The organism is Brevundimonas sp. FV1ps31S (assembly GCF_058681265.1).
Genome location: NZ_CM178735.1, coordinates 1,866,483 through 1,891,972, shown reverse-complemented (window position 1 = coordinate 1,891,972; position 25,490 = coordinate 1,866,483). Strand labels below are relative to the sequence as shown.

Below are 25,490 nucleotides of genomic sequence, written 5' to 3'. Positions count from 1 at the left end.
GATCAGGCGGCCGCGAGGCGCTTCACGCCGGCGATCTCGAGGAAGTTGGCCAGCATGTCGTGGCCGTGTTCCGTGGCGATGGATTCTGGGTGGAACTGGACGCCGTGGATAGGGCGGCTGCGGTGCTGGAGCCCCATGATCTCGCCGTCTGCGGTCCAACTGGTGACTTCCAGACAGTCGGGCAGGGTTTCGCGCTTCACGGCCAGGGAATGATAGCGGGTGGCGGTGAAGGGCGAGGGCAGGCCAGCGAAGACGCTCTTGCCGTCGTGCAGGATCGGCGAGGTCTTGCCGTGCATCAGGGTCTTGGCGCGGATCACGTCGCCGCCGAAGGCCTGACCAATCGATTGATGGCCCAGGCAGACGCCCAGGATCGGCATATCGGCCGGGGCGCTTTCGATCAGCGGCAGGCAGATGCCAGCCTGATCGGGCGCGCAGGGGCCGGGGGACAGCAGGACGGCGGCGGGGGTCAGCGCCCAGGCCTCGTCCGCCGTCAGGTCGTCGTTGCGCACCACACGGGTCGGCGCGCCCAACTCCGCGAGGTAGTGGACGAGGTTGTAGGTAAAGCTGTCGTAGTTATCGACGACGAGGATCATGATCTGGCTTCTAGGCGTGACAAGCCGCCGCGCCAAGCGTGCGCGGCGTTAAAGCGCATCTTAACATTGGCGGGGGCAGATGGGGGTGTGAAACTGAGCGCCGAAAAAGACATCGCCGACAAGATCGCCGCCGCCAAGGCGAAGCTGGTCGTGGTCGAACCCAAGCCGATCAGCCCCTATGCGGCTCTCGGCGCCGCCGCCCTGGCCGCCACAGCGGCCGTGGTCATGGCTGGGGTCGTCGTGCTGGGGCCGGGCGTCCGCTTTGACGAACCCCCGGCGACCTACGGCCCCTAGCGATTGCCGGTGCGGAAGCGCCAGGCGTCGTCGGCGGCCCGCATGGGCGCGCGGGCCTTATGCCGGGTCTCGGCGTATTCGGCTGCAGGATCGCTGTCGGCGACCACGCCCGCGCCGGCCTGGACGAAGATCTGATCATCGGCGAACAGGGCGGTGCGCAGGGTGATGCAGATATCCGCCTCGCCGCCGGCCGAGATATAGCCGACGCCGCCGCCATAGCCGACGCCGCGTTTTTCGGTCTCCAGCTCGTCGATCACTTCCATGGCCCGCACCTTGGGCGCGCCTGACAGGGTGCCGGCGGGAAGCGCCGCCAGCAGGGTGTCGACGGCGTCCAGTTTCGGATCGGCCTTGCCGCGCACATTGGAGACGATGTGCATGACCTGGCTGTAGCGTTCGACGACGAAGCTCTCGGTCACCTCGACCGTGCCGGGTGCCGCGACGCGGCCGACGTCGTTGCGGCCCAGGTCCAGCAGCATCAGATGTTCGGCGCGTTCCTTGGGATCGGCCAGAAGTTCGACCTCCAGCGCCTTGTCCGCCTCGGGCGTAGCGCCGCGCGTACGGGTTCCGGCCAGCGGACGAATGGTGACCTGTCCATCCTTGAGCCGGACCAGGATCTCCGGGCTGGACCCGGCCAGCTGGAAGCCTTCGAAGTTCAGATAGAACAGATAGGGCGACGGGTTCTGGCGACGCAGGGAGCGGTAGAAGGCGAAGGGATCTTCGGTCCAGGGGGCCGAGAAGCGGTGGCTGAGCACGACCTGGAAGATGTCGCCGGCGGCGATATAGTCCTTGGCCCTGGCCACCATCTCGCCGAAGCCGGCCTCGTCCACGGGCGAGGCGAAGGTCGGAGCGGGCGTCGGCTGCGGCGCGGCGCGCACTGGCAGGGGGTCGCGCAGTCCGGTCTCAAAGGAGTCCAGCCGGGCGAGGGCGGCGTCGAAGGCCTGGCGTGCCGCGCCTCCCGTGTCGGGATAGGCGGCGGAGATCAGGATGATTTCCTGGCCCACCGAATCGAAGATCGCCACCAGCGACGGGCGGGTCAGGACCGCGTCGGGCAGGTCCAGCGGATCGGGATTGGGTTCGCCCAGCGGCTCAAGCAGGCGCACCATGTCGTAGCCGAAGACGCCGAACAGGCCGGCGGCCATCGGCGGCAGGCCCTCGGGCAGGTCGAACTTGGAAGCGGCGATCAGGGCGCGCAGCGACTGAAGCGTCGGCAGGGGCTCGGGAATGAACCGGCCCTCGGCGATGGCGGGACCGCGCGCCAGTTCCGCCGTGTTCGACCGGCAGCGCCAGACCACGTCGGGGTCCAGGGTCAGGATCGAATAACGGCCCTTGACCGCGCCGCCCTCGACCGATTCCAGCAGACAGGCGTAGGGCCGGCTGTGACCCAGTTTCAGATAGGCCGAAACCGGCGTCTCAAGGTCGTCGATGACACGCCGCACCAGCACCTGCGGCCGACCGGCCGACAGGCCGGCGGCGAAGGCGTCGAAATCGGGTTCGCCGGACGCTGTCCCGGTCATTGGGCCGGTGCGGCGGGGGCGGTCGGCTCTGCGGACAGGCCCAGGGCCTGGCGCGCCAGACCGACGTCGTTCTTGGCCTTGGAGCGTTTGGCGGCGGCCGTCATTTCCGCCTGCACCATGGCCTGGACCATTTCCTGGGTGATGCGGGGCCGCGCCTGTTCCGCCAGGGGGCCGGCGACAGCCGGGGCTGCGGCGTGGACGCCGTCGACCCGTCCAACCAGGAAGCCGCCCTCGCCCGGCTGGGAGAAGACCTGACCCTTGCCCTGGCCGAACAGGCCCTGGAGCACGCCCTCGCCCAGGGATTGCTGTGTGGCCTGGTCGCGAACGACGCCGGTGCGAACCGTCAGGGGCGCGTTGATCGAACGGGCCACCGCGGCGATATCCTGGCCCTGACGGACGCGTCCGGCCAGTTCCTCAGCCTTGGCCGACAGACGGCGCGAGACTTCACGCCGGGTCCACTGGGCGGTCAGGGGGGCGCGGACCTCGGCCAACGTCGGCAAGGCCGACGGGCGGATGTCGTTGACGCGGACCGCGAAATACTGGCCCTGGCCGGCGTCGATCACGTCGCTTTCGCCGCCCTTGGTCAGGCTCCAGGCCGTTTCGAACACCTGCGGCGGCGCGTTCAGCGCCTGACCGTCCGGGAGCTTGCCGTCCTGGGTGAAGGGGGGCAGGTCGACCACGCGGCCGCCGGCCTCGCGCGCAGCGTCGGCCAGGTTCTTGCCGGCCGTGCGGGCGGCCTCATACTTCTCGACCTTGGCGTAGGTCTGGCCCTTGACGTCTTCGGCGCGCAGTTCCTGGACGATCTGTTCGCGGGCGCTCTCCAGCGTGGCCGGCTGGCCCGGCTGGATGGCGGTGACCTTGGCGACGGCGAAGCCGACGCCGGCCTGGACCGGGTCCGACACCTGGTTGGCTTGCAGCCCGAACACCGCTGCGGCGGTGGCGGGATCGCCGATGGCGGCGCGCGGCGTGGCGTCGAAATTGGCGGGCTGAATGCTGTTGGCGCGGCCGACATCGGCTGGCGACTGACCAGCGCGCAGGGCGGCGGCGATCTTCTGAGCGGCGTCGCGGCTGGGCGCAGTCAAGGTCACGAAGGTGCGGGTTTCCGGCTTGCCGAGGCTGTCCTTCTTGAACTCGAAACGCTCGCGAATTCGGTCTTCGGAAACGGTCGGCGTCGCGCCCGGATCGGGGGTGAACAGGACGACCGAAACCATGCGGAACTCCGGCGCGCGCAGACGGGCGGCGTTTTCCTGGATGAAGGCGTTCAGCTGGGCGTCGGTCGGTGTGGGGATCTCGCCGGCCATGGCCGGGGTGACCTCGAACCAGCGGCCGTCACGGGACTCGAAGGCGGAGCCGGCCAGCAGGGCGCCATAGATGCGCGGCGCGCGGGCGCCGGCGAAGACGGCCGAGCCAAAATGTTCGGTCACATACTGGTCGAGCATGTCCTGTTCCAGCATGGCGGGGGTCAGGTTCTGCTGCGCCAGGGCGCTCTCATAGGCCTGCTGGTCGAACTCGCGGGTCACCGAGTTGAAGAAGGCCGGGATCTGGCGGATCTGCTTGACGATCAGTTCCTTGCCGGGACGGATTCCGGCCTTCCAGGCCCAGTTCACGAAGCCCAGCTGCTCGGTCTGGCTGTCCAGGAAACGGGTGTGGATGTTTTCGGCGATCAGGTCTTCATTGGTCACCGGCCGCCCGGCCTGCTGCTGGATGTTGTCGCGAACACGGCCGAAGGCGAGGCTGAACTCGGCCTCGTTCATCGACCGGTCGCCGGCGTCGATCACATGCTTGGGCCCCAGATTGGCGAACACGTCCATGCGCGCGCCGACGATCACGAAACTGATCGCGATCAGGACGAGGAGGGCGACGGCCCACTTGGAACGCGAGAAGGCGCGGAAGGCGGTGATCATTCGAAAACCCGGTGCAGGCGCCGACGTCGGCGTATCAGCGGCGTATAGTCGGGGCAGGCGCGCTCCCGCAAGGACGGCTTGATGTCCAGATTGCGGCACCCCTCTTGGCTTGGCCTTTTCGGCCCCTTAGACAGGCGCGATGAAACAATCCGTGAAGTTCATCGTCGGCAACTGGAAAATGTTCGGGGTCTCTGCCGATGTGTCGCAGGCCCTGGCCCTCAGACAGGCGATGGCCGCCTCGCCGTCGAGATGCAGGGTCGCCCTTTGCCCCCCCGCCACCCTGACCGACCGTATGCGCGCGGCCCTGGCAGGCGGCGCGGTGGAATTGGGCGGACAGGATTGTCATGAGGCGCCGTCGGGGGCCTTCACCGGTTCCGTCTCGGCGGAAATGCTGGTGGACGCCGGCGCCGTCCTGGTCATTCTGGGCCATTCGGAACGGCGCGCGGCCTTTGGAGAGACGGACTTCCAGGTGGCCGCCAAGGTCGAGGCCGCGATCGCGGCCGGCCTGGAACCTATTGTCTGCGTGGGCGAGACCCTGGAGCAGCGCGAGGCGGGCCAGGCCGTGAGCGTGGTCAGCGCCCAGGTCGAGGGCTCGCTGCCGGACGGCCTGTCCGAGCGGCCGTTCGCCGTCGCCTATGAGCCGGTCTGGGCCATCGGCACCGGCCTGACCCCGACCCTGGACCAGATCGCCGAGGTCCATGCCGCCTTGCGCGTCGCCATCGTCAAACGGCTGGGCGAGGGCGCCCGGCGCGCGCCGATCCTGTACGGCGGTTCGGTCAAGCCGGACAACGCCGCCGAAATCCTGGCGACTCCGGAAGTCGACGGCGCCCTGGTCGGCGGCGCCTCGCTCCTGGCCGAGGATTTCCTGAAGATCGTTGGCGCCGCCTGATCGGCGCGGCTTGAGGTTTGCCCCCCGGCGGCTTCGGTGATAGAGGCCGCCGCTTGATCGGCGCAGCTCCGCGCCTACATGAATGACGCCATGCTCCAGACCATCCTGCTCGTCGCCATCATCCTGATCGCCGTCTCCTTGACGGGCGTCGTGCTGTTGCAGCGCTCCGAGGGCGGCGCCCTGGGCATGGGCGGCGGCCCGTCCGGCTTCATGACGGCGCGCGGCGCCGGCAATCTGCTGACCAAGGTGACCTGGGTTCTGGCCTTCCTTCTGTTCGGTCTGACCATCGTGCTGACGGTCGTGGGCAATATGGACCGCGCCTCGGTCTCGGTGATCGACGCCGACGCCGTGGGCTCGCTGGCCACCACGCCGCAGACCCAACAGCAACAGCCCGCTCAGCAACAACCGGCCGCCCCGGCCCAGCCGGTGGCGCCTTCGCTGGACGATCTGGAAGCCAGCCTGCCGTCGGCGACGACGGCGCCGACTTCCGCCCCGGTCCAGCAGCCCGTCCAGTAACGGGCAGGCCACCGACCCGACTTCCCGAAAGCGCGCCGCAGGGCGCGCTTTCTTCTTTTGATCAACAGTTCGATTCGCAGCGGTCGATGCGCCGTTCGCGAATCATGGAGTAAGGTGTCCGCCCATGGCTCGCTATGTGTTCATCACCGGCGGCGTGGTTTCCTCGCTAGGAAAAGGCCTCGCCTCCGCCGCTCTCGGCGCTCTTCTGCAGGCGCGCGGCTACAAGGTCCGCCTGCGCAAGCTCGACCCCTATCTGAACGTCGATCCGGGGACGATGAGCCCATACCAGCACGGCGAGGTCTTTGTGACCGACGACGGCGCCGAGACCGACCTGGACCTGGGCCACTATGAGCGGTTCACTGGCGTTTCGGCGGCCAAGTCCGACAATATCACCACCGGCCGTATCTATTCGACCATCCTGGAGAAGGAGCGCCGCGGCGACTATCTGGGCGCCACCGTCCAGGTCATTCCGCACGTCACCGACCAGATCAAGGCCTTCTGCCTGACCCCGGCCCTGACCGACGCGGGCGAGGACGTCGATTTCGTCCTGGTCGAGATCGGCGGCACGGTCGGCGACATCGAGGGGCTTCCCTTCTTTGAGGCCATCCGCCAGCTGGGTCAGGACCTGCCGCGCGGCCGCTCGTGCTTCGTCCATCTGACCCTGCTGCCCTTCATCAAGACGGCCGGCGAGATGAAGACCAAGCCGACCCAGCACTCGGTCAAGGAACTGCGCTCGATCGGCATCCAGCCGGACATCCTGCTGTGCCGTTGCGAGCAGCCGATCCCGGCCGAGGAAAAGCGCAAGATCGGCCAGTTCTGCAACGTCCGTGAAAGCGGCGTCATTCAGGCGATGGACTCGGCGGACATTTACGCCGTGCCGCTGGACTATCACCGCGAGGGGCTGGACCGGGAAGTCCTGGACCATTTCGGCATCGAGGACGCGCCCGAGCCCGATCTGACGCTCTGGCAGGAGATCGCGCGCCGCCGGCTGCACCCGGACGGCGAGGTCACCATCGCGGTGGTCGGCAAGTACACGGTGCTGAAGGACGCCTACAAATCCCTGATCGAGGCCCTGCACCACGGCGGGGTGGCCAATAACGTTAAGGTCAATATCGACTGGGTCGAGGCCGACACCTTCGAGGGCGACCCCGAGGCTTGCGAGGAGCGTCTGCAGGGCGCCCACGCCGTCCTGGTGCCCGGCGGCTTCGGCGAGCGCGGCTCGGAAGGCAAGATCGAGGCGGCGCGGTTCGCCCGTGAGCGCAACATCCCCTATTTCGGCATCTGTTTCGGGATGCAGATGGCGGTGATCGAGGCGGCGCGGAACCTGGCCGGCTATCCCAAGGCCTCGTCAACCGAATTCGGGCCGACGGCCGAGCCGGTCGTGGGCCTGATGACCGAATGGACCCAGGGCAATCAGCGGGTCCTGCGCCAGCAGGGCGGCGATCTGGGCGGCACCATGCGGTTGGGCGCCTATGATTCGACCCTGGCCGAAGGGTCCAGGATCGCGGAGATCTACGGCTCCACCGCCATCAGCGAGCGGCATCGCCACCGCTATGAGGTCAATATCAACTATCGCGAGGCGATCGAGGCCAAGGCGGGCCTGGTGTTCGCCGGCCTGTCGCCTGACGGCGTCCTGCCCGAGACGGTGGAGCGGCCGGACCATCCCTGGTTCATCGGCGTCCAGTACCATCCCGAGCTGAAGAGCCGGCCCTTTGCGCCGCACCCGCTGTTCGCCAGCTTCATCGAGGCGGCCGTGGTGCAGAGCCGCCTGGTCTGATCAATCCGTGTTCACGGACCTGCGATTCCGTTCGGTGTCGGTTTTGCAGTACAAAGGCCTGGAACGGATCGAAATGGGACGATCCGACAGGATGGACCGTCGATGATCGGCGCCTTGCTTTATCACCTGCACCGGCATGTCCGCCTGGTGCTGATCGCCGGCGGCCTGGGGCTGGTCTTCGGCATGGCGGTGGTCGGCTATGAGCTGGCCCGCAGCCTGGAGGCGCCGTCGGCCCACTCGGTGGAGGCCGAGCGGGCCTGAGCGGTCAATCGATCTTCAGGCGCATGAAGATCATTCCGCCGTCCGGATCGCCGCCGTAGACCGGCTCCAGCGCGTCCGGCACGCGGTTCATCGCGTAGAGGGCGCCGAGGCCGAAGCGGACGCGGGGGGCGATCCGCCAGTCGCGGACGGCGCCCAGAGACGCCTTTCCGACCGTGTAGAGGTCGCCGTGGCCGCCGTGGTCGCCGGGGACCAGTTCGTCGGTCTCGATCCGTTCGGCGCGGGCGAAGACGGTCCAGCGGTCGTTCGGATGGACGGCGGATTCCAGCAGCCAGCCGTCCTTGGACTCGTCGTGGCTATTGGTCTTGCGGCCCCAGGCCAGGGTCGAGGACCACCAGCCGGTCTCGCCCAGCCGGCGGGTGTGGATGGCGCTGGCCGACCATTTGGTCTCGTCCTCGTCTGGCTCCAGCTGTTCCGGGGCCGAGACATCGGCGTAGGAGGCCTGGAGGGACCAGTCGGCCGTCGGGTTCCACGAGCCCCGCACCGACCAGCTGTCCAGTTTCGGCGCATCTATGCCCCAGCGTTCCTCGTCCGGCTCGCGGCCCTTGAAGGCCGAGGTCTCGATCTTGAACCGCTCGTGGGCCCAGCCCAGGGTGGTGACGCCGAAGACGATATGGGTCGAGTCCAGCCAGTGGTGGGTGATGGGCGCCTCGGGACTGTCCATCGCGCTCATCCGGTGCATGAAGGCGGGCGGACCGAAGGCGGGTTCGCCGGGCAGGCCGATATAGCCGTACAGGCTGTCCTTGTCGGACAGGCGTTTCGAATAGCTCGCCGACAGCTCCATGAAGAAGTCATGCGGGTGCTGGCGATCGACCAGGGGATCGACGCCGTTCGCCGTCTCGCCGGCGGCCAGCAGCAGCGGATAGCCGGACTTGCCCATCAGGGGGTCGGGGCTGAGCATGGCGCGCAGGTTCAGGGTCGAACCGTCGTCTAGGTCGCGGCGGGCCGTCGTCATCAACATGCCCGAGACGAAGGTCTTGTCGCCGCCGCGCGGGCCGGACTGGGTGTCGTAGGTCAGGTTCAGCAGGGCGTGGGTCATGACCGTCCAGTCGCCCCGGACGGTGTGGATGCCGGCGTGTTCGCCGGAATCGGGCTGCCAGCTGGTGCCCGAGGCGTCGCGGCTCATGGGCCAGGCGCCGTAGGGGCTGGTCATGATGTGGGGCATGTCGGCCATGTTGTGGCCGGCGTGAGGATCGGCGGCCGGCTCCGCCTGGTGGTGGGAATGGTCCTGCGCCGTCGCCGCCTGAGCGAGGGCGAGCAGGGAGACGCCGGCGAGGGCGCCGACAAGCCTATGGGGAGCCATGATGGCCTCCTTGAATGATCGTGACTGAGGGCGCCGCGAGGGGCGCGGGAGTTCAGGCGATCAGGAAGCGGGGCGGGCCGGGTTCAGGCGAGAGCAGGCGGCCTGTGGGCAGATCGAACAGAGGGGCGGTGAGGCGAGCCGGGGCGACGGTCGGGCCGGGACGGGAAACGGGCTCCAGCGCCGGGGCCGTGACGCAGGCGGCGCAACAGGCCATGGCCTTCATCGCCTTGTTCTGGTGAGCGGGCGTCTGGTCCGGCGCGGCGTGACGGGTGTCAGGGCGGGCCTCGGTGCTCGTCTCGTGGCAGGGCGCCTCGGCCATGGCGGGCGACGCCGAGACGCCGACGGCGCCCAGGGTCAGCACCGCCAGGGCGCCGATCAGCAGCAGAAGGGACGAGACGATCTTCACAGGGTCAGGATAGGGGCGGGCGCGGGGCGCGGCAATGGATCATCGGACGGGCTTCTTGTCGATCAGGGGCAGGCCCGGCGCGTCGGGAGGGACCGCGCCGCCCGGACCCAGTTCGCGTTGCATGAAGACGACGTCGCGCCAGTCGTCGTGTTTCCAGCCGGCCGCCTTGAAGACCCCGGCGTCGGCGAAGCCGCGGGCGCGGTGCAGGGCGATGGAGCCGGCGTTGTCGGAATCGCCGATCACGGCGACCATCTGGCGCAGGCCCAGGGCTTCGCAAGCGAGGATCAGGGCGTCGAGCAGGGCGCCGGCGACGCCGCGGCCGCGGGCCTCGGGCGCGACATAGATCGAGTCCTCGACCATGTAGCGGTAGGCTTGGCGGGTGCGGAACGGGCCGGCGTAGGCGTAGCCGGCCACGGCGCCGTCGATTTCGGCGACCAGCCGGGGCAGGCCCAGGGCCTGGACCGCCGCGAACCGGGCCGTCATCTCGATCTCGTCCGGCGGCTCCAGCTCGAAGGTGCCGCGTCCGTTGGCGACGCTTTCGGCATAGATGGCGGTGATCGCCGCCATGTCGGCCGGCGTCGCCTCGCGGATCAGGACGTCAGGCCGCATCAGCCCAGCAGCCGCGCGGCCTGGGGCGCGAAATAGGTCAGGACGCCCGCGCAGCCGGCCCGCTTGAACCCGTGCAGGGTCTCCAGAACGGCGCGGTCGTGGTCCAGCCAGCCGTTGGCGATCGAGGCCTGCATCATCGCGTACTCGCCCGACACCTGATAGGCGAAGGTCGGGACGCGGAAGGTTTCGGACACGCGCCGCACGATGTCGAGATAGGGCATGCCCGGCTTGACCATGACCGCGTCGGCGCCTTCCGACAGGTCCATGGCGACCTCCTTCAGGGCCTCGTCCGAGTTGGCGTAGTCCATCTGATAGGTCTTCTTGTCGCCCTTCAGCGCGGTCGAGGAGCCGACGGCGTCGCGGTAAGGGCCGTAGAAGGCCGAGGCGAACTTGGCCGCATAGGACAGGATCAGGGTGTCGTGGAAGCCGTTGGCCTCCAGCGCCTCGCGCACCGCCTGGATGCGGCCGTCCATCATGTCGGAGGGGGCGACCACGTCGGCGCCGGCGTGGGCGTGGATGAAGGCCTGTTCGGCGAGGCGGTCCAGGCTGGCGTCGTTGACGATCCGGTCGCCCTCCATGACGCCGTCATGGCCGTGGTCGGTGTAGCAGTCGAGCGCCACGTCGGTCATGACTCCGATCTCCGGCGCGGCGTCCTTGATGGCCTTGATACAGTCGGGGATCAGGCCGTCGGGATCGGTGGCGCCGGTGCCGCCCGCGTCCTTGATGGCGCCGTCCACATTGGGGAAGAGGGCGAGCATCGGAATGCCCAGGTCGCGCGCCTCGACCGCCGCCGCCGCCGCCGCCTTGGGCGACAGGCGGAAGACGCCCGGCATGGAGGCGACGGGCACGCGGTCCTCGGCCCCGTCGTGGACGATCAGGGGCCAGATCAGATCGGCCGGGGTCAGGACGGTCTCGGCGACCAGACGGCGGACCCAGGGACTGGCGCGCAGACGACGGGGACGGGCGAGCGGGAAGGGGGCGGGCTGGTAGGGAAGCATGGCGGGACCTTGAAAATCTGTCGCCGGACTAGCGCCGCCGGGGGCGGGGCGCAAATCGCATGAGGCTTCCGATCATTTCGAACGTGATACCGGCTTGCGCGGATCGACGAAATGCGAGCCTATCGCAACGAAACTGAGGGAGACGGCGATGATGAAGCGATTTGCGGCGGGCGCGGCGGTTCTGGCCCTGGCGGCGGGACTGTCCGGCTGCATCATCATCGCGTCGGAGGGCGGCGAGCGGACGGTGGTCGTGGACAGCGCAGCCCCCGCCGCGCCTTCCTATGTCTCGCTCTATACGGATGCGGTCGCCGACCCCAAACGTCCGGCGGAAGAAGTGGCGCGCGATCCGCTGCGTCATCCGGCCGAGATCCTGGCCTTCGCCCAACTGGCGCCCGGCGACAAGGTGGCCGATGTGCGGCCCGGCGCCGGCTATTTCACCCGCCTGTTCTCGGACGTGGTCGGGCCGACGGGGCGGGTCTACGCCTTCGTGCCCGAGCGGACCATGGCGCGGGAGAACCCGATGGCCGACGCCCTGGTCGCGGCCTATCCCAATGTGACGCGGGTCAACGGCCTGCTGGACGCCATGACCTATGCTGAGCCGCTGGACATGGTCTTCATGAGCCAGGAATATCACGACTTCCACATCCCCGGTTTCAACACCGACGTGGCCCGGATGAACGCGGCGGTGTTCGCGGCCCTGAAGCCCGGCGGCCGCTATATCCTGATCGACCACCAGGCGGCGGCGGGGACCGGGATCTCGGCGGTCCAGACCCTGCACCGGATTGAAGGCGACTATCTGAAGCGCGAGGTCGAGGCGGCGGGCTTCGTCTTCGAAGGCGAAAGCGCGGCCGTGGCCAATCCGGCCGACGACCACAGCCTGAACGTCTTCGACGCAGCCATTCGCGGCAAGACCGACCAGTTCGTCTATCGCTTCAGAAAGCCGGGCTGAGGCCGTCACGCGGCGTCTCCTCCACGGCGGCGCGGGCCTCCCGCTCAACCCGAAGGGCGCGGGCCTCGGCCCGAAGAAGGGGCCCGGGGACAATATAGTCGGCATAGGCCGGGCGACGGCGGGCCTGGACCTGCCCCAGGAACAGGTGTTCGCGCTCGGTCAGGGGTTCGGCGCGGCCCGAGGCGATCAGTTCCAGCCGGTGTCGCTGAAGGGCGTAGGCGAACAACTGGTCTTGGCGGGCGCGGGCGGGACGGCGAGGACGCATCGGGGGCTTTCTCGGGTTTGGGGTTCGGGTGAATTGGCTTCGGCTTCGCGGCAAGCCAGCGAAGTTCGGGGAGGGCGTGGGACGCCGGGTCTGCACCCGGGGTTTGGAGTTTTAATTACCGTTTCGGCGCAGTCGTCGTCCCACGCGGTCGTTTTCCACACGCACTCCGGCTGGCGGCCCTCTTTTTAGAGCCTTGCCGGATCGGCGGGCCGTCTTGCGACGGCTTCGCCGGGGCGGACATGCCGACGAGAGTCGACAGCGGCCCGCTTTCCTAGGCGTGCGGCGAGCAGGAGGCGGCATCCATCGCCGTCCCTAGGGACCCCGGCGGTCTCCTCCCCACCGGCTTCATCGCTCGACCACAGCCCCGCCGCCGTCAGGGCGTTGGATCCGACGCCCTCCCCATCGGCGGGGATGAGCGGAGCATATGGGCGCCGGCGGGTAGGGCGAGGAAGTCGGGGCGAGATTCTTTTAGGTCGTTGAAATCGTTGGAAGTGGACCAGCGTCATTGTGCGCGCTGACCCACCTCTCCGCGCGCGAAGGCGCGGGGGGGGGGGGGAGGACAGGTCGCGCTTGCGACCAGGCGGGGGCGACTCAGACGGTGGGGATGACCACGGCAGCGTCTGACACCGAGTCGCCCCCTCCTGGCGTTCGCTGACGCTCCCGCCTGTCCTCCCCGTTCGCCTTCGCGAACGGGGAGGTGAGACGTCAGCCGCCGAAGCCGCCGTCGTCGAGGAAGGTCTGTTCCTCGGGCGTGGTGGTGCGGCCCAGGGCGAGGTTGCGGTGGGGGAAGCGGCCGAAGCGGAGGATGATGTCGCGGTGGAGGCGGCCCCATTTCTCCAGCTCGGCATCGCCGGCGATTAGGGCCATGTAGCGGTCCTGATCCTCGAGCCGTTCGGAATGTTCGAAGGGGAGGAGAAGGAAATTCTTCAGCTCGGGCGCGACCTGGAGATGGTGGCCGCGCGCCACGGCCTGGTTCGCGAACATCAGGGCCAGGGGATCAGTGGCGAACTGATGGGCCGTGCCGCGGAAACTGTTCCTCGGATACTGGTCAAGCAGGATCAGAAGGGCGAGGGCGGATTCGGCCGTTTCGATCCAGTCGTCGTGTTCGCGCCGGGCGGCCGACCAGTGCAGATCATGGCCCCGGTCGCGAAACTCGGCGTCGAAGGCCTCGTCCTTGGCGAACCACTTTTCTGGACCGGCCTCTTTCCAGAAGGCGACGACGTCGGATGGGGCTATGAAGGCGGTCATGAGCCAGATCCTAGCCAATCCGTTGCCCGTTTTCCATGACCGCGACTGCGACCTTTCGATCATTCGGGGCAAGCGGGTGGCCATGATCGGCTACGGCAGCCAGGGACGGACCCATGCGCTGAACCTGCGCGATTCGGGCGTGACCGACATCGTCGTGGGCCTGAAGGCCGGGTCGAAGACGCGGGAACGGGCCAAGGCCGACGGATTCGCCGTGATGACTGCGGGCGAGGCGGCGGCGGGCGCGGATGTCGTCGCCGTCATGACCTCGGACGAGGCGCACCGCGACCTGTGGCGCGACGAACTGGCGCCGAATGTGCGGCCGGGGGCGGCCCTGGTCTTCGCCCACGGCCTGTCGGTGCGGTTCGGCCTGGTGGAGCCCCGCGCCGATCTGGACGTCATCCTGGCCTCTCCCAAGGGGATCGGACCGCGCATCCGCGACCTGTACGAGGCCGGGGAGGGGGTCTTCTGCCTGTTCGGGGTGCATCAGGACGCGACGGGCGGGGCCCACGCCCTGGGCCTGTCCTATGCGGCGGCCCTGGGGTGCGGACGCAAGGGCATCTTGGAGACGACGATGAGGGACGAGTGCGAGAGCGATCTGTTCGGCGAACAGGTGGTGCTGTGCGGCGGGATCGCCGAACTGATCGATTCGGCCTTCATGAAACTGGTCGAGGCCGGCTATCCGCCCGAGGTGGCCTGGTTCGAGTGTTTCTATGAGGCCAAGCTGGTCACCGACCTGATGTACGAGCGCGGCATCGCCGGCGCCTTCGCCAAGATTTCCAACACGGCGGAATACGGCGCCTATCTGACCGGGCCGCGCATCATCAACGCCGCCTCGCGCGCGGCTATGGACCAGGTGTTGGCCGAGGTGCAGGGCGGGGGCTTCGTGCGGGCCTTGATGGCGGACTACGACGCGGGCTCGCCCGACCTGCTGGCGCGGCGCGGGGCCCTGGGGCGGCGGCCGATCGAGGCGGTGGGGGCGCATCTGAACGAGGTGGCGCGCCTGGCGCGCGAGACGGCGGCGAACGACGACTGACGTCTGGCCGCGCGAGGCTTCTGCCTTGAGGCTACGTCATCCTCGGGCTTGATCCGAGGATCGGATGCGGATCGGGCTGTGCGTCCTCATTGACGCAATGCGGCGGACGGCCCGGCCCTCGGGTCGAGCCCGAGGGTGACGATCATATGGAATTTTAGAAAGAGAAGATGGTCGGAGTGAGAGGATTCGAACCTCCGACCCCTGCGTCCCGAACGCAGTGCTCTACCAGGCTGAGCCACACTCCGACCGTGGGGGCTGGCCTGGCGGCGTCGCCCCGAAGTGAGGACGCGGCTTATAGCCATGGGTTTCGGACCCCGCAAGCACCCATTTCCACCTTCTTTGCACGGGGCTTTGCACGGGGCGAAAATAGTCCTGAAAGAGGGTGTTGCATCCGAAAACGGTTTGGCCTATCTGACCGCCTCCGCCGCGCGAGAGCGCAGCGGTCGCCGGACCTGCTGGGGAATGGTGTAATGGTAACACTCCGGTTTTTGGTACCGTCATTCTAGGTTCGAGTCCTAGTTCCCCAGCCATCCGCCCTCCCTGGATTTGAGCCTCTTTCAGCCGCTCGCGGGCGTCGAGCCCGCCCGGTCGGTGTCCGATTCAGGACAGGTCGCCCGCCATCCTGGTCGGGATCCCTAGAATTTCATCACCGCCCGGCCGACGATGTCTCCGGCTATGCCCGGACATCGTCTGCGCTCTTGCCGCCGAAGGCGCAGACTACTCCTCAGCCGACAACTGGCAGCCTCATGTGGTCGTCGACGGTCGCTGATCACCGGACAGAAACCGGCGTCGGCCGGGCCTCTCGCCAAGGAACTTCTTCTCGCGCTGAAGGTCTGAGGGGCTGAAGCTCCCGCCGGATGGGCAGGGTGCGGAATGCTGGAAGAGTCTTTTACTCGGGTGTTCACTCCATCCGGCCTGCGACATCACCGAATGACCGTGTCTGGCGGAGCGGCGTCTTGGGAAGGGCGGGTATCGACAGCGTGGACGCAAAAGCTCTTTGAGAGCGCGCCATCAGGCCCCTGCATCGCGAACAGGGCCCCGTGACAGTTGAGGCAGGACGACGAAGACGAGACCCGCCGCGATCGTCAGACACAGCGCTGGGAAAAGCATCGGCAGGATGTCGCTGCCGGTGGCCTGTTTGATTGCGGGGACGACGGTCTGGGCGATGAAGCCTCCGAGATTGCCGATCGAGTTGATCGCGGCGATGCCAGCGGCCGCGCCCGCGCCGCGCAGGAAGGTCGGCGGCAGGCTCCAAAACACGGGCTGGGCGGCGAAGATCGCCGGAGCGGCGATACACAGCAGGGCGAACTTGGCCACCGCGCCCGGGGCAATGACGCTGAGCACCAGGCATGCCGCGCCAACCAGAGCGGGGCCCGCGATATGCCAGGCGCCGGCGCCCACGCGAGCGGCGTGACGCGGCAGCCACCACAGGGCCAGGCCGACCAGGATCCAGGGGATGACGTTCAGCATGCCGTTGATGGTGTTGGACACGCCGAATCCCTGGACCACAGTGGGCAGCCAGTAGCTGAGGCCATAGGCCGCCAGCGGAAAGCCGACGTACATCAGGGCCAACAGCAGCACCCTGGGATCCAGCATGGCCCGCCACGGCGAGACGTGTCCGGGATCGGGGCTGGCGTCCGCTTCATCCTGCAACACGCGCTGAATCCAGGTCTTCTGCTCGGGCGCAAGCCACGGCGCCGAGCCCGGGCCGTTCGGCAGACGCCACAGCACATACGGGGCCAGCAGCACGGCCGGGACGCCCGTGGCGATGAAGACCCACTGCCAGCCCGCCAAACCGAAAAGCCCGTCCATATCCAGCAGTGCGCCGCCGACCAGGGCGCCGACCGCATTGGCGACGGCGCTGGCGATCATGAAGGCGCCGATCATCCGTCCCCGGTGGGCCTGGGGATACCAAAGGGTCAGCACATAGAGGACGCCCGGAAAGAAGCCGGCCTCGGCCGCGCCCAGCAGGAAACGCAGCACGTAGAACATCACGGGGTTGCTGGTGAAACCCAGGGCGACGGTGATCAGGCCCCAGGTGGCCATGATGCGGGTGAACCAGACCCGGGCGCCGACCTTGGCCAGCACCAGATTGGCCGGCGCCTCGAACAGGAAATAGCCGATGAAGAACAGGCCGGCGCCGAGGCCATAGACCGCCTCGCTCATCCCCAGGGCGTCCGCCATCTGGAGCTTGGCGTAGGAGACGTTTTGCCGGTCGATATAGGCGATCAGATACATCAGGCAGAACAGCGGCATCAGTCGCGCCGTGATCCGTCGCAACGTCGATTGGCCAATGGACTGCGTCATCGATCTATCCCCCGTCGTCGCCTCCCGCTTTCTCGGCACCTTGCGGTGCGGGCTTTGCGACGATCAAACCATGGCTTAGGGGTAATCGACACTTGTTGAGAACGCTATCAGAGATTTCGCCATGGTTCTGAAACGGCTCTGCATCGCTCTGACCGCCGGTATGGTCTGGCTGATTCTCTCCGCAGCGAGCACGGCGGTCGCCCAGGCCGTCGATGGGCCGTCCCAGCGCGTCCGCGACCTGCTGGGCCGCATGACGCTGGAAGAAAAGATCGGCCAGCTGAACCAGGTCCCCGGCGGGCGCCAGCGCGCCCTGAACTCGCGGCTGGACGCTGTGGCCTTGGAGCGGGTGCGGCGGGGCGAAATCGGCTCCTTCCTGCACGTCGCCGGCGCGGCCCAGATCGGTGAACTGCAACGGATCGCGGTCGAGGAGTCGCGACTGGGCGTGCCGCTTCTGTTCGGCATGGATGTGGTGCACGGCTACAAGACCCTGTTCCCCGTGCCCCTGGCCCTGTCGGCGAGCTGGGATCCGCCCCTGGTTCAGCAGACGGCGCATGTGGCGGCGGTCGAGGCGACGGCCGCCGGCCTGAACTGGACCTTCTCGCCCATGGTCGACATCGCGCGTGACGCCCGCTGGGGCCGTGTGGTCGAGGGGGCGGGCGAAGACCCGTATCTCGGCTCGGTCCTGGCGACGGCCCAGGTGCAGGGCTATCAGGGCGCGTCCCTGGCCGACCCCGCCTCGATCCTGGCCACCGCCAAACATTTCGTCGGCTATGGCGCGGCTCAGGGCGGTCGCGATTACGACAGCGCCGACATTTCCGACCGCACCCTGCACGAAGTCTATCTGCCGCCCTTCCACGCCTCGGCCCAGGCAGGCGCGGGATCGATGATGACCGCTTTCAACGACATCGCCGGCGTGCCGCTGACGGCCCATCCGGCCCTGGTGCGCGGCCTGCTGCGGGACCAGTGGAACTATGACGGCCTGATCGTCAGCGACTGGAACGCGATCCCCGAACTGCTCAACCACGCTGTCGCCGGCACGCCGCAGGAGGCCGGCGCCCTGGCCCTGCGCGGGGGGATCGACATGGACATGGCGGGCGGCCTGTATTCCGCCCAGCTGAAAGGGGCGATCGAGGCCGATCCGACCCTGCTGCCGCTGCTCGACCAGGCGGTCGGGGCGGTGCTGACGGCCAAGGAGCGACTGGGCCTATTCGACGATCCCTATGGCCGTTCGGATCCGGCCCGCGAGGCCGAGGCCATGCTGACCCCGGCGCATCGCGACCTGGCGCGCGAGGCGGCCCGCCGGTCCATCGTCCTGCTGAAGAACGACGGCGACCTGCTGCCGCTCGCCGCCTCCGCCCGACGCATCGCCGTGATCGGCGCCCTGGCCGAGGACGCCAACTCCTCGCTCGGCAGCTGGCGCGCCCAGGGGAAGGTCGAGGATGTCCGACCGCTGATCCCCGCCCTGCGCGAAGCCCTGCCCCAGACGACCATCACCTACGCCCAGGGCTATCGTTCAGAAGCCGCCCAGGCGATCGCCGTCACCGCCGCCGGCGAAGGGGCGCAAGCCGTGCACGAGATTTCGGACGCCCAGGCCCTGGCCGAGGCGGTCGAGGCGGCGAAGGCGTCGGACCTGGTCCTGCTGGTGGTCGGCGAGCATTTCGACCGGTCGGGCGAGGCCCGCAGCTATACCGACATCGGCCTCAGCGCTGCGCAGGAGACGCTGGCCGCTGCTGTGCTCGACACGGGCAAGCCGGTCGTGGTGCTTCTGATGAACGGGCGGCCCCTGGCCATCCCCGAGCTGGCTCGCCGCGCCCCGGCGATCGTGGAGACCTGGTTCCTGGGCGTCGAATCCGGCCCGGCGATCGCCGACGTCCTGACCGGCCGCGTCTCGCCGGGCGGTCGCCTGCCGATCAGCTTCCCGCGCGCCAGCGGCGCTGCGCCCCTTACCTACGCCCACCTGCCGACCGGCCGACCGGCCGCCGAGGATCTGACGCGCGACACCGCCCGTTATCGCGACCAGCCGATCACGCCCCTGTTCGCCTTCGGCCACGGCCTCAGCTACGCTGAGTTCGACTACGCCGACCTGAGACTGAGCCAGACCGAGGTCGGCCCAGACGGCCATGTCGAGGTCAGTGTGACGGTTCGCAACGTGTCGGACGTGGCTGCCGACGAAGTGATCCAGCTCTATGTTCGTGATCCGGTCGCCGCTGTCTCCCGACCGGTGGAGGAACTGCGCGGTTTTCGTCGTGTCGCCTTCCGTCCGGGCCAAGCCAAGCGCATCCGCTTCATCCTGACCCCGGCCCAGGTCGCGTTCTGGAACGGGGAAGGCGGGCGGTGGCGCATCCAGTCTGGCGAGATCCAGGTCATGGTCGGTGCGTCGTCGGCCGACATCCGGGCGCGGGCCGCCTTCACCATCACCGCCGACGGCGTGAGCGACGTCCCCGCCGCCGCAATCCTCACCCGGTCCTTCGAGGAGCCTGTGTCTTGAGCCTGCAGGTCGCGAGGGCGAAGCCGCCTCCACGGCCGGCCTAAGCCAGGGATCGCTCGCCGCGGATCCAGGTCGACACCACGGCCGTTTCCGGATCGAGGCGCACAAGGTCCGCAATCGCGCCGGGGATAATGGCGCCGAGACGATCGTCCAGACCCAGAAACGCCGCGGGCGCGGACGCCGCCATCTGGACGGCCGTGTTCAGGTCGAGCCCTAGCATTGAGACGGCGTTCCGAACCGCCGACGCCATGTCCAGATCGGAGCCGGCGAGCACGCCGTTCTCGTCCCTGCAGACCCCGTCGATGACCGCGATTCGCCGTCCCTGCAGGTAGAAATGATCGGCCGTCCCGCCGAGGCTGGGCATGGCGTCCGTCACCAGCATGAACCGATCGGCCGGCCGGCAGCGCAAGGCCAGTTTCAGGACCACGGGGTCGACATGGTGGCCGTCGACGATGACGCCGCACCACGCCTGCTGATTTTCCAATGCGGCGCCGACGACGCCGGGCGCGCGGTTGTTCAACTGGGACATGGCGTTGAACAGGTGGGTGACGCCGCTGAGACCGGCGTCGAACGCGGTCCGCATCGTGGCGTAGTCCGCGTCCGTATGTCCGGCCGACACTATGGCGCCGGCGGCGACCAGTCGGCGGATCATCTCCGGCGTCGTCATCTCCGGTGCGAGGGTGATCAGGGTGCGGCCGCCCTTCAACCGCGTCAGGCGTTCGACCTGGTCGTCCTGCAGTTGGCGGAACTTGGACGCGTCGTGAATCCCCTTGCGGCGCACGTTCAGGAACGGGCCTTCGATGTGGATGCCCAGGACGCCGGGCACGCCCTGGGCGATCGCGGCCTCCACTGCGTCGATGGCCCGGTCGATCACGTCCAGATCGTCGCTGATCAGCGTCGGCAGGAAGCCGGTCGTGCCGAACCGGCGGTGGGCGGCGCCGATCGTCGCGATGCAATCGACGCTGGGATCGTCATTGAACAGGACGCCGCCGCCGCCGTTGACCTGGGTGTCGATGAAGCCGGGCACCAGGATGTGTCCGTCCAGATCCTGGATCTCGCCGTCCGGCGTCCGGTCGACGGGGCCGACCGCGACGATGCGGTCGCCGTCGATGACGACGCAGAGATCTTCGCGCAGGCCTGCGGGGGTCAGCACACGGCCGTTGATCAACTTGACGGCCATCAGACGGTCTCGGTCACCTTGTTGAGATAGGGCGGGCGGTCGGGATCGAAACCGCGCGCCACCGACAGCCGGGCGGCCAGGCCATAGAAGCTCTGGATCAGCAGGATCGGCTCCAGCGCCGGATGGCCGGCCGTGGAGGGCAGGGGGGTGACGTGCGGATCGTCAGCCTGGCCCGACAGGAAGACCCGGGCGCCGCGCGCCGCGAAATCGGTCGCCAGATCCTCGGCGTCGTCGCGGGTCACGTCCGACTGGGCCAGCATCAGAACCGGAAAGTCCGTCTTAACCAGGGCCATGGGGCCGTGGCGCACCTCGGCCGTGCTGAAGGCCTCGGCATGGAGGCCGCAGGTTTCCTTCAACTTCAGGGCCGCCTCGCGGGCGATCCCGAAACCGCCGCCCCGGCCGACGACATAGAGGTTGGTCGCGGATTTCAGCACCGGAAGGGCCGCGCTCCAGTCCTTGCGCCAGGCGGCCTCCATCTGGTCCGGCAGGGCGTCGAGGCCGGCGCGGAGGGCGTCGTCATCGGTCCATTCGGCGACGAGGTGGGCCACGGCGGTCAGGCTGGCGATGAAGCTCTTGGTCGCGGCGACGGACAGTTCGGGGCCGGCGCGCAACGGCAGGGTCACATCGGCGACAGCGGACAGAGGCGAGCCCTCGACATTGACCAAAGCGATCACATAGGCGCCGCCCGCCTTGGCCGCCGAGGCGGCGGCGACCAGATCGGGGCTCTTGCCCGACTGTGAAATGGCCAGGCAGATTCCTCCTAGAATACGCGGGATCTGGCCATAGACCGAACTGACCGCCAGGGGCGCGGGGCTGGTCAGCACCCCGGTCTCGGACTCGATCAGATAGCGGGCGAAGACCCCGGCGTTGTCCGAACTGCCCCGGCCGCAGATCAGGGCGGCCGTCGGCGCGCGGCGGCGCAGATGGTCGGCGAGCCCGGCTATGATTCCAGCGTTGTCACGCAACTGGGCGCGGACCACGGCGGGCGCCTCTGCGGCCTCGGCGAACATGCGGGTGTCTTCGGCGCGCATCAGGCGGGTCCGTCGTTCAGTTCGGCGACGAAGTCGTAGGCGTCGCCGCGATAATAGGACTGGGTCACCTCGACCGCCTGGCCGTTGTGGAAGGCGCGGCGTTCGATCAGCAGGCCGGCGGCGCCGGCCGTCGTGCCCAGAAGTTCGGCCTGTTCGCCGTTGAAGAGGACGGCGCGCAGACGCTGAAGGGCGCGGTTGGGCCGATAGCCGTTCTCGGCCAGGGCGCGGTAGAGCGACGTGTCCACCGTCTCCAGACTGGGCAGACAGGCGGCGGGAATGGTCGAATATTCCAGCGCCATGGGCAGGCCGTCGGCGTAGCGAATCCGGTTGAAGCGATAGACGGCGGTGCCGGGGCTGAGGCCCAGGGTCAGGGATTCCTCCGGCGTCACCGCGCCTTCGCTGCGGTTCAGCCAGGAACTGGTCGGCTTGCGCCCTCGCGCGGCCATGTCCTCGGAGAAGGAGGTCAGTTTGGAGAAATTCTTCTCGACCCGCGCCGCGACGAAGGTGCCGGCGCCCTGACGGCGGGTCAGCAATCCCTCGGCGACCAGACCGTCGAAGGCCTTTCTGATGGTGATGCGCGAGACCGACAGGTCCTGCGCCAGGTCCCGCTCGGGCGGCAGGGCCTCGTCCGGCCTGAGCGCATGGCGCTCGATCGCCTCGCGCACCGCGTGCTGAAGCTGCTGATACAGCGGCGCCGGGCGCTGGGCGTCCAGCGGGCCTATGGCTTCTACAAACGACATTGCGCCCTTCCAATCACCCGTCCTGCGGGCTTCTTGACCCCATCTGAACCGATGTCATGCGACCAATCAAGTACCAATATGATAAAAGAATAGGCCCAATTCGCATTTTGGTCTTGCGTGGTGCGATTGTTTGATGAAAGTCTCGTGTCAACGGCGGCATAATCCAGCATTCGCGGCCGTGGGATGGACCATATTGGTCTTGCATTGGGCTTTTCAGGGTCTGCGGGGGCAGATCCATTGAGGGGAGAACTGGCGCTATGAGTATTCGTCTTGCCTTGCTTGCCGGATCCGCCAGCGCAATCGCGCTGGTCGCCGGCCAGGCGTTCGCGCAGACCGCCGAACCGGTCGCCACAATCGATGAGGTCGTCGTCACCGGTATTCGCGCCTCGCTGCAGCAATCGCTGACCACCAAGCGGAACGCCGACGCCATCATCGACGTCGTCACCGCCGAGGACGTGGGCAAATTCCCCAGTTCCAACGTGGCCGAGGCCATCACTATCATTCCCGGCGTCACTGTCGACCGCGCCTTCGGCCAGGGCGAGAAGGTCTCGATCCTGGGGACGGATCCCGCGCTGAACCGCACCCTGCTGAACGGCCAGACGGTCGCCTCGGCGGACTGGTTCATCCTCGATCAGCCGGGCCGGACCTTCAACTACGCCCTGCTGGCGCCGCAGATCGTCGGCCGGGTCGAGGTGTTCAAGTCGCCGGAATCCCGCATTGACGAAGGCAGTATCGGCGGCACGGTCGACGTCATCACCCGACGTCCGCTCGATCTGGACGCCACGACCCTGTCGGGCGCCCTGACCTATCTCTACAATGACCGGTCGGAAGAGGGCGACGTCCAGTATTCGCTGCTGGGCGGCTGGCGCAACGAGAACCGCACCTTCGGCGTCCTGGTTTCGGCCCAGCACGCCAAGGACACGCTGCGCCGCGACGGCCTGGAAGCCTATGGCACCATTCCCGCCAGCTACTACGCCGGCGGCAATCCGGAAAACCCGGGCGCCAACGCCATCGCCAACGGCAACTGCGTCGGCGACTGCGCCGCAACCCTGCTGGCCAATCCGACGGCCCGCGGCCTGAACTCGTTCGGCACCCATTTCTTCGAACAGACCCGCGAGCGCGACACCTATACCGTCGCTCTGCAGTGGCGGCCGGTCGAGCAACTAGACCTGAATTTCGACTGGCTGCACGTCGATGCGACCTACGACAACACCAACCAGTCGCTGTTCGCCTTCCAGGGCAATACCTGGAACAGCCTGGGCGCCCTGACCGACATCGAGGTCGAGGACGGGGTCATCACCTACGCCGCCTTCAACAATGCGCTCAGCGTGCTGGACGTCCAGTATCGCGAAGCGGCGATGACCACGGACAGTTATCATCTGGACGGCAAATGGACCGGGGAACGCTGGGACCTGTCGGGGGACGTCGGCTATTCGAAGGCTGACGGCGGCACCCAGCGGCAACTGTTCGGCGAGTTCCTGAACTGGGCCGACTACGAGGTCGACTTCCGCGGCGCGCCGGGTTCGCCGGGCGTCCTGACCTATACGGATCCGGCCAATGGCGACGTGCTGAGCAACGCTTCCAAATTCTCGTTCGACGGGGGTTGGGGCGGCGGCGATCCGTCGGTCGGCCCGACCGGCTACAACGCCGGCTGGGGCGGCAATATCGTCTCCAAGCCGACGACCGACGAGGAAAGCTATGGTCAGCTGGACCTGGGCTTCGACCGCGACGGCTTCTTCGACCGGATCCAGTTCGGCTACAAATACCGCAAGCACGAGACCGACCAGAAGATGTCGGGCGTCACGGTCCAGATCTATGGCGCGCCGGACAGCGCTGCGCTGTTCAATCCAAGCCAGGTTCCGGGCAATTATCTGGACGGCTTCGACGGCGTGAACGCCCAGATGAAGAACCGCTTCCGCATCGATGGCGACGCCCTGGCCGACTATATCGAGGCGGGCGACTATCTCCGTCCGTGGCAGGCGGCGCCCGTGCCGACGGTGTTCGGCAACGCCGAGTTCACGGCCCAGAACTGGAACGTCCAGGAGACGATCAACGCCTTCTATGGTCAGGCGAACTTCCAGAACGATCTGGTCCGAGGCAACATCGGTCTGCGCTATGTCCGCACCGAGTCTGACAGCGGCGGCTATATCTGCGTCAACCAGACGGCGTCGGGCTGTGGCACGACGGCGGCCGATTGGGAATGGAGCATCACGACCAAGGCGTATGACGACGTCCTGCCCAGCCTGAACCTGGCCTTCAACGCCGCCGAGGACCTGATCGTCCGCGTGGCGGCGGCCAAGGTGATCGCCCGTCCGAACTATGCGGACATGTCGAACTATTTCTGGCTGTCGGACCAGATCCTGAACGGCGGCGGCGGCAATCCTGACCTGGACCCGTATGAGTCGACCAATCTGAACCTGGCCGCGGAATGGTATTTCCAGCCCGAGGCCATCCTGTCGGCCGAGGTCTTTTACAAGGACATCTCGAACTACATCCTGCAGGCCACAGCGCCGGAGGAGCATTTCAACCAGGCCCAGAACGCCGTCACCACCTATCAGATCAGCCGTCCGACCAATGCCGGTTCGGCCGAGCTGAAAGGCCTGTCCGTCGCCTATCAGCAGACCTATGCCTACGGCTTCGGCATGTTGGCCAACTACACCCTGGTCGATGGCGAGGCGGAAAACGGCCAGGATCTGCCGTTCAACTCCAAGCATCAGGTCAATATCAGCCCCTTCTACGAGAGCGGCGCCTTCTCGGCACGGATGACCTACACTTGGCGGTCTGAGTATTTCACCGGCCTGGACCGCGGCGATTCCCTTTATGTGCGGGAGGTCGACACCCTGGACGCCACCGCCGGTTATCGCTTCAACGACAGCGTCAGCCTGACGGTGTCCGGCCAGAACCTGACGGACAGCGAATACTACGCCTACGCCAATACCGAGGCCCTGCCGCGGGGCGTTTACCGGACGGGCCGCAAGCTGATGGCGACCCTGGCCGTCGAGTTCTGACCGATGATTCGGGGACGGCGCATCCTGTCGTCCCCGAAAGCCGATTGCCCTGGCGGCCGCCTGTGACCCAGGATGCCGTCGTGAGGATTTCGGCGGGACGATCCCCTCGGCCTTCTCCTGAGGCCGAACTGGCGCGGGGCCTCGTCCCCGCGCGCTCTT

At 67.8% G+C, this 25,490-nt stretch carries 22 protein-coding genes and 2 tRNA genes; 10 read left to right on the top strand and 14 right to left on the bottom strand.

Going from position 1 to position 25,490, the window contains the following annotated elements; all coding sequences use genetic code 11:
* Positions 1 to 2 precede the first annotated feature (2 nt).
* The gene (locus ACVPT3_RS08940; protein ID WP_492040567.1) at positions 3 to 593 is read right to left on the bottom strand and encodes an anthranilate synthase component II; all 591 of its coding nucleotides are present in this window, start codon (positions 591 to 593) and stop codon (positions 3 to 5) included.
* 87 nt (positions 594 to 680) lie between these two features.
* On the opposite strand from ACVPT3_RS08940, the gene ACVPT3_RS08935 reads away from it, so the two are divergent.
* Positions 681 to 887: a hypothetical protein gene (locus tag ACVPT3_RS08935; RefSeq protein ID WP_035307384.1), complete on the top strand. Its 207-nt coding sequence runs from the start codon at positions 681 to 683 to the stop codon at positions 885 to 887.
* Here the strand turns inward: ACVPT3_RS08935 and trpE are convergent.
* Entirely contained in the window at positions 884 to 2,401 is a 1,518-nt protein-coding gene (gene trpE / locus ACVPT3_RS08930) for an anthranilate synthase component I (RefSeq protein ID WP_492040566.1), read from the bottom strand. The two genes, ACVPT3_RS08935 and trpE, sit on opposite strands and share 4 nt — an antisense overlap.
* The gene (locus ACVPT3_RS08925) at positions 2,398 to 4,305 is read right to left on the bottom strand and encodes a peptidyl-prolyl cis-trans isomerase (RefSeq protein WP_492040565.1); all 1,908 of its coding nucleotides are present in this window, start codon (positions 4,303 to 4,305) and stop codon (positions 2,398 to 2,400) included. Before ACVPT3_RS08925 ends, trpE begins: the two co-directional genes overlap by 4 nt.
* A 139-nt stretch (positions 4,306 to 4,444) precedes the next feature.
* Between ACVPT3_RS08925 and tpiA the strand changes: the two genes are divergently transcribed.
* The 4 genes from tpiA (at position 4,445) to ACVPT3_RS08905 (ending at position 7,748) form a co-directional block, all read left to right on the top strand.
* A complete protein-coding gene (gene tpiA, locus ACVPT3_RS08920; RefSeq protein ID WP_492040564.1) occupies positions 4,445 to 5,194 on the top strand; it encodes a triose-phosphate isomerase in 750 nt (249 codons plus the stop codon).
* A 78-nt stretch (positions 5,195 to 5,272) separates the two neighbouring features.
* A complete protein-coding gene (gene secG / locus ACVPT3_RS08915) occupies positions 5,273 to 5,710 on the top strand; it encodes a preprotein translocase subunit SecG (protein WP_492040563.1) in 438 nt (145 codons plus the stop codon).
* Between the two features lie 124 nt (positions 5,711 to 5,834).
* On the top strand, positions 5,835 to 7,487 hold the full coding sequence (gene pyrG / locus ACVPT3_RS08910; protein ID WP_492043771.1) for a CTP synthase: 1,653 nt from the start codon (positions 5,835 to 5,837) through the stop codon (positions 7,485 to 7,487).
* A gap of 102 nt (positions 7,488 to 7,589) precedes the next feature.
* Positions 7,590 to 7,748: a hypothetical protein gene (locus ACVPT3_RS08905; protein WP_492043770.1), complete on the top strand. Its 159-nt coding sequence runs from the start codon at positions 7,590 to 7,592 to the stop codon at positions 7,746 to 7,748.
* 4 nt (positions 7,749 to 7,752) lie between these two features.
* Here the strand turns inward: ACVPT3_RS08905 and ACVPT3_RS08900 are convergent, their stop codons facing one another.
* The 4 genes from ACVPT3_RS08900 to hemB are packed head-to-tail and all read right to left on the bottom strand — an operon-like array spanning position 7,753 to position 11,082.
* A complete protein-coding gene (locus tag ACVPT3_RS08900; RefSeq protein ID WP_492043769.1) occupies positions 7,753 to 9,069 on the bottom strand; it encodes a hypothetical protein in 1,317 nt (438 codons plus the stop codon).
* A gap of 52 nt (positions 9,070 to 9,121) precedes the next feature.
* Complete coding sequence (locus ACVPT3_RS08895) at positions 9,122 to 9,475, bottom strand: hypothetical protein (protein ID WP_492043768.1); 354 nt, start codon at positions 9,473 to 9,475, stop codon at positions 9,122 to 9,124.
* Positions 9,476 to 9,514: 39 nt separating this feature from the next.
* Entirely contained in the window at positions 9,515 to 10,084 is a 570-nt protein-coding gene (locus ACVPT3_RS08890) for a GNAT family N-acetyltransferase (protein WP_492043767.1), read from the bottom strand.
* On the bottom strand, positions 10,084 to 11,082 hold the full coding sequence (gene hemB / locus ACVPT3_RS08885; RefSeq protein WP_492043766.1) for a porphobilinogen synthase: 999 nt from the start codon (positions 11,080 to 11,082) through the stop codon (positions 10,084 to 10,086). The genes ACVPT3_RS08890 and hemB overlap by 1 nt, the downstream gene beginning before the upstream one ends.
* 148 nt (positions 11,083 to 11,230) lie before the next feature.
* Here hemB and ACVPT3_RS08880 point away from each other — a divergent pair, with 148 nt between their 5' ends.
* Positions 11,231 to 12,031, top strand: a complete 801-nt coding sequence (locus ACVPT3_RS08880) for a class I SAM-dependent methyltransferase (protein WP_492043765.1) — start codon at positions 11,231 to 11,233, stop codon at positions 12,029 to 12,031.
* On the opposite strand, the gene ACVPT3_RS08875 is transcribed toward ACVPT3_RS08880, so the two are convergent.
* Positions 12,015 to 12,296, bottom strand: coding sequence for a hypothetical protein (locus tag ACVPT3_RS08875; protein WP_492043764.1), 282 nt, complete (start codon positions 12,294 to 12,296; stop codon positions 12,015 to 12,017). The two genes, ACVPT3_RS08880 and ACVPT3_RS08875, sit on opposite strands and share 17 nt — an antisense overlap.
* Positions 12,297 to 13,001: 705 nt before the next feature.
* On the bottom strand, positions 13,002 to 13,544 hold the full coding sequence (locus ACVPT3_RS08870; protein WP_492043763.1) for a DUF924 family protein: 543 nt from the start codon (positions 13,542 to 13,544) through the stop codon (positions 13,002 to 13,004).
* On the opposite strand from ACVPT3_RS08870, the gene ilvC reads away from it, so the two are divergent.
* Entirely contained in the window at positions 13,543 to 14,577 is a 1,035-nt protein-coding gene (gene ilvC / locus ACVPT3_RS08865) for a ketol-acid reductoisomerase (protein ID WP_492043762.1), read from the top strand. The two genes, ACVPT3_RS08870 and ilvC, sit on opposite strands and share 2 nt — an antisense overlap.
* 168 nt (positions 14,578 to 14,745) lie before the next feature.
* Here ilvC and ACVPT3_RS08860 read toward each other — a convergent pair.
* Positions 14,746 to 14,822, bottom strand: a tRNA-Pro gene (locus tag ACVPT3_RS08860).
* A 211-nt stretch (positions 14,823 to 15,033) separates the two neighbouring features.
* Here ACVPT3_RS08860 and ACVPT3_RS08855 point away from each other — a divergent pair.
* Positions 15,034 to 15,107, top strand: a tRNA-Gln gene (locus tag ACVPT3_RS08855).
* Positions 15,108 to 15,588: 481 nt separating this feature from the next.
* Here ACVPT3_RS08855 and ACVPT3_RS08850 read toward each other — a convergent pair.
* Positions 15,589 to 16,884, bottom strand: coding sequence for an MFS transporter (locus ACVPT3_RS08850; protein WP_492043761.1), 1,296 nt, complete (start codon positions 16,882 to 16,884; stop codon positions 15,589 to 15,591).
* A 121-nt stretch (positions 16,885 to 17,005) separates the two neighbouring features.
* On the opposite strand from ACVPT3_RS08850, the gene bglX reads away from it, so the two are divergent.
* Positions 17,006 to 19,372: a beta-glucosidase BglX gene (gene bglX, locus ACVPT3_RS08845; protein ID WP_492043760.1), complete on the top strand. Its 2,367-nt coding sequence runs from the start codon at positions 17,006 to 17,008 to the stop codon at positions 19,370 to 19,372.
* A 40-nt stretch (positions 19,373 to 19,412) separates the two neighbouring features.
* On the opposite strand, the gene nagA is transcribed toward bglX, so the two are convergent.
* Genes nagA through ACVPT3_RS08830 form a run of 3 tightly spaced genes read right to left on the bottom strand, consistent with a single transcriptional unit; the run spans position 19,413 to position 22,323 of the window.
* Positions 19,413 to 20,552 (bottom strand): N-acetylglucosamine-6-phosphate deacetylase, encoded by a 1,140-nt coding sequence (gene nagA / locus ACVPT3_RS08840; RefSeq protein WP_492043759.1) that lies wholly within the window; start codon positions 20,550 to 20,552, stop codon positions 19,413 to 19,415.
* Positions 20,552 to 21,583, bottom strand: coding sequence for an SIS domain-containing protein (locus tag ACVPT3_RS08835; RefSeq protein ID WP_492043758.1), 1,032 nt, complete (start codon positions 21,581 to 21,583; stop codon positions 20,552 to 20,554). The genes nagA and ACVPT3_RS08835 overlap by 1 nt, the downstream gene beginning before the upstream one ends.
* Positions 21,583 to 22,323, bottom strand: a complete 741-nt coding sequence (locus ACVPT3_RS08830) for a GntR family transcriptional regulator (protein WP_492043757.1) — start codon at positions 22,321 to 22,323, stop codon at positions 21,583 to 21,585. Before ACVPT3_RS08830 ends, ACVPT3_RS08835 begins: the two co-directional genes overlap by 1 nt.
* Positions 22,324 to 22,580: 257 nt before the next feature.
* Between ACVPT3_RS08830 and ACVPT3_RS08825 the strand changes: the two genes are divergently transcribed.
* Positions 22,581 to 25,331: a TonB-dependent receptor gene (locus ACVPT3_RS08825; protein WP_492043756.1), complete on the top strand. Its 2,751-nt coding sequence runs from the start codon at positions 22,581 to 22,583 to the stop codon at positions 25,329 to 25,331.
* The last annotated feature ends 159 nt before the right edge of the window (positions 25,332 to 25,490 follow it).

Bases quoted from the DNA above. Each gene is read 5' to 3' on its own strand.
- ACVPT3_RS08940 (WP_492040567.1), bottom strand. From the start codon at position 593: ATGATCCTCGTCGTCGATAACTACGACAGCTTTACCTACAACCTCGTC.
- trpE (WP_492040566.1), bottom strand. From the start codon at position 2,401: ATGACCGGGACAGCGTCCGGCGAACCCGATTTCGACGCCTTCGCCGCC.
- ACVPT3_RS08925 (WP_492040565.1), bottom strand. From the start codon at position 4,305: ATGATCACCGCCTTCCGCGCCTTCTCGCGTTCCAAGTGGGCCGTCGCC.
- tpiA (WP_492040564.1), top strand. From the start codon at position 4,445: ATGAAACAATCCGTGAAGTTCATCGTCGGCAACTGGAAAATGTTCGGG.
- secG (WP_492040563.1), top strand. From the start codon at position 5,273: ATGAATGACGCCATGCTCCAGACCATCCTGCTCGTCGCCATCATCCTG.
- pyrG (WP_492043771.1), top strand. From the start codon at position 5,835: ATGGCTCGCTATGTGTTCATCACCGGCGGCGTGGTTTCCTCGCTAGGA.
- ACVPT3_RS08905 (WP_492043770.1), top strand. From the start codon at position 7,590: ATGATCGGCGCCTTGCTTTATCACCTGCACCGGCATGTCCGCCTGGTG.
- ACVPT3_RS08900 (WP_492043769.1), bottom strand. From the start codon at position 9,069: ATGGCTCCCCATAGGCTTGTCGGCGCCCTCGCCGGCGTCTCCCTGCTC.
- ACVPT3_RS08890 (WP_492043767.1), bottom strand. From the start codon at position 10,084: ATGCGGCCTGACGTCCTGATCCGCGAGGCGACGCCGGCCGACATGGCG.
- hemB (WP_492043766.1), bottom strand. From the start codon at position 11,082: ATGCTTCCCTACCAGCCCGCCCCCTTCCCGCTCGCCCGTCCCCGTCGT.
- ACVPT3_RS08880 (WP_492043765.1), top strand. From the start codon at position 11,231: ATGATGAAGCGATTTGCGGCGGGCGCGGCGGTTCTGGCCCTGGCGGCG.
- ACVPT3_RS08875 (WP_492043764.1), bottom strand. From the start codon at position 12,296: ATGCGTCCTCGCCGTCCCGCCCGCGCCCGCCAAGACCAGTTGTTCGCC.
- ilvC (WP_492043762.1), top strand. From the start codon at position 13,543: ATGAGCCAGATCCTAGCCAATCCGTTGCCCGTTTTCCATGACCGCGAC.
- ACVPT3_RS08870 (WP_492043763.1), bottom strand. From the start codon at position 13,544: ATGACCGCCTTCATAGCCCCATCCGACGTCGTCGCCTTCTGGAAAGAG.
- ACVPT3_RS08850 (WP_492043761.1), bottom strand. From the start codon at position 16,884: ATGACGCAGTCCATTGGCCAATCGACGTTGCGACGGATCACGGCGCGA.
- bglX (WP_492043760.1), top strand. From the start codon at position 17,006: ATGGTTCTGAAACGGCTCTGCATCGCTCTGACCGCCGGTATGGTCTGG.
- nagA (WP_492043759.1), bottom strand. From the start codon at position 20,552: ATGGCCGTCAAGTTGATCAACGGCCGTGTGCTGACCCCCGCAGGCCTG.
- ACVPT3_RS08835 (WP_492043758.1), bottom strand. From the start codon at position 21,583: ATGCGCGCCGAAGACACCCGCATGTTCGCCGAGGCCGCAGAGGCGCCC.
- ACVPT3_RS08830 (WP_492043757.1), bottom strand. From the start codon at position 22,323: ATGTCGTTTGTAGAAGCCATAGGCCCGCTGGACGCCCAGCGCCCGGCG.
- ACVPT3_RS08825 (WP_492043756.1), top strand. From the start codon at position 22,581: ATGAGTATTCGTCTTGCCTTGCTTGCCGGATCCGCCAGCGCAATCGCG.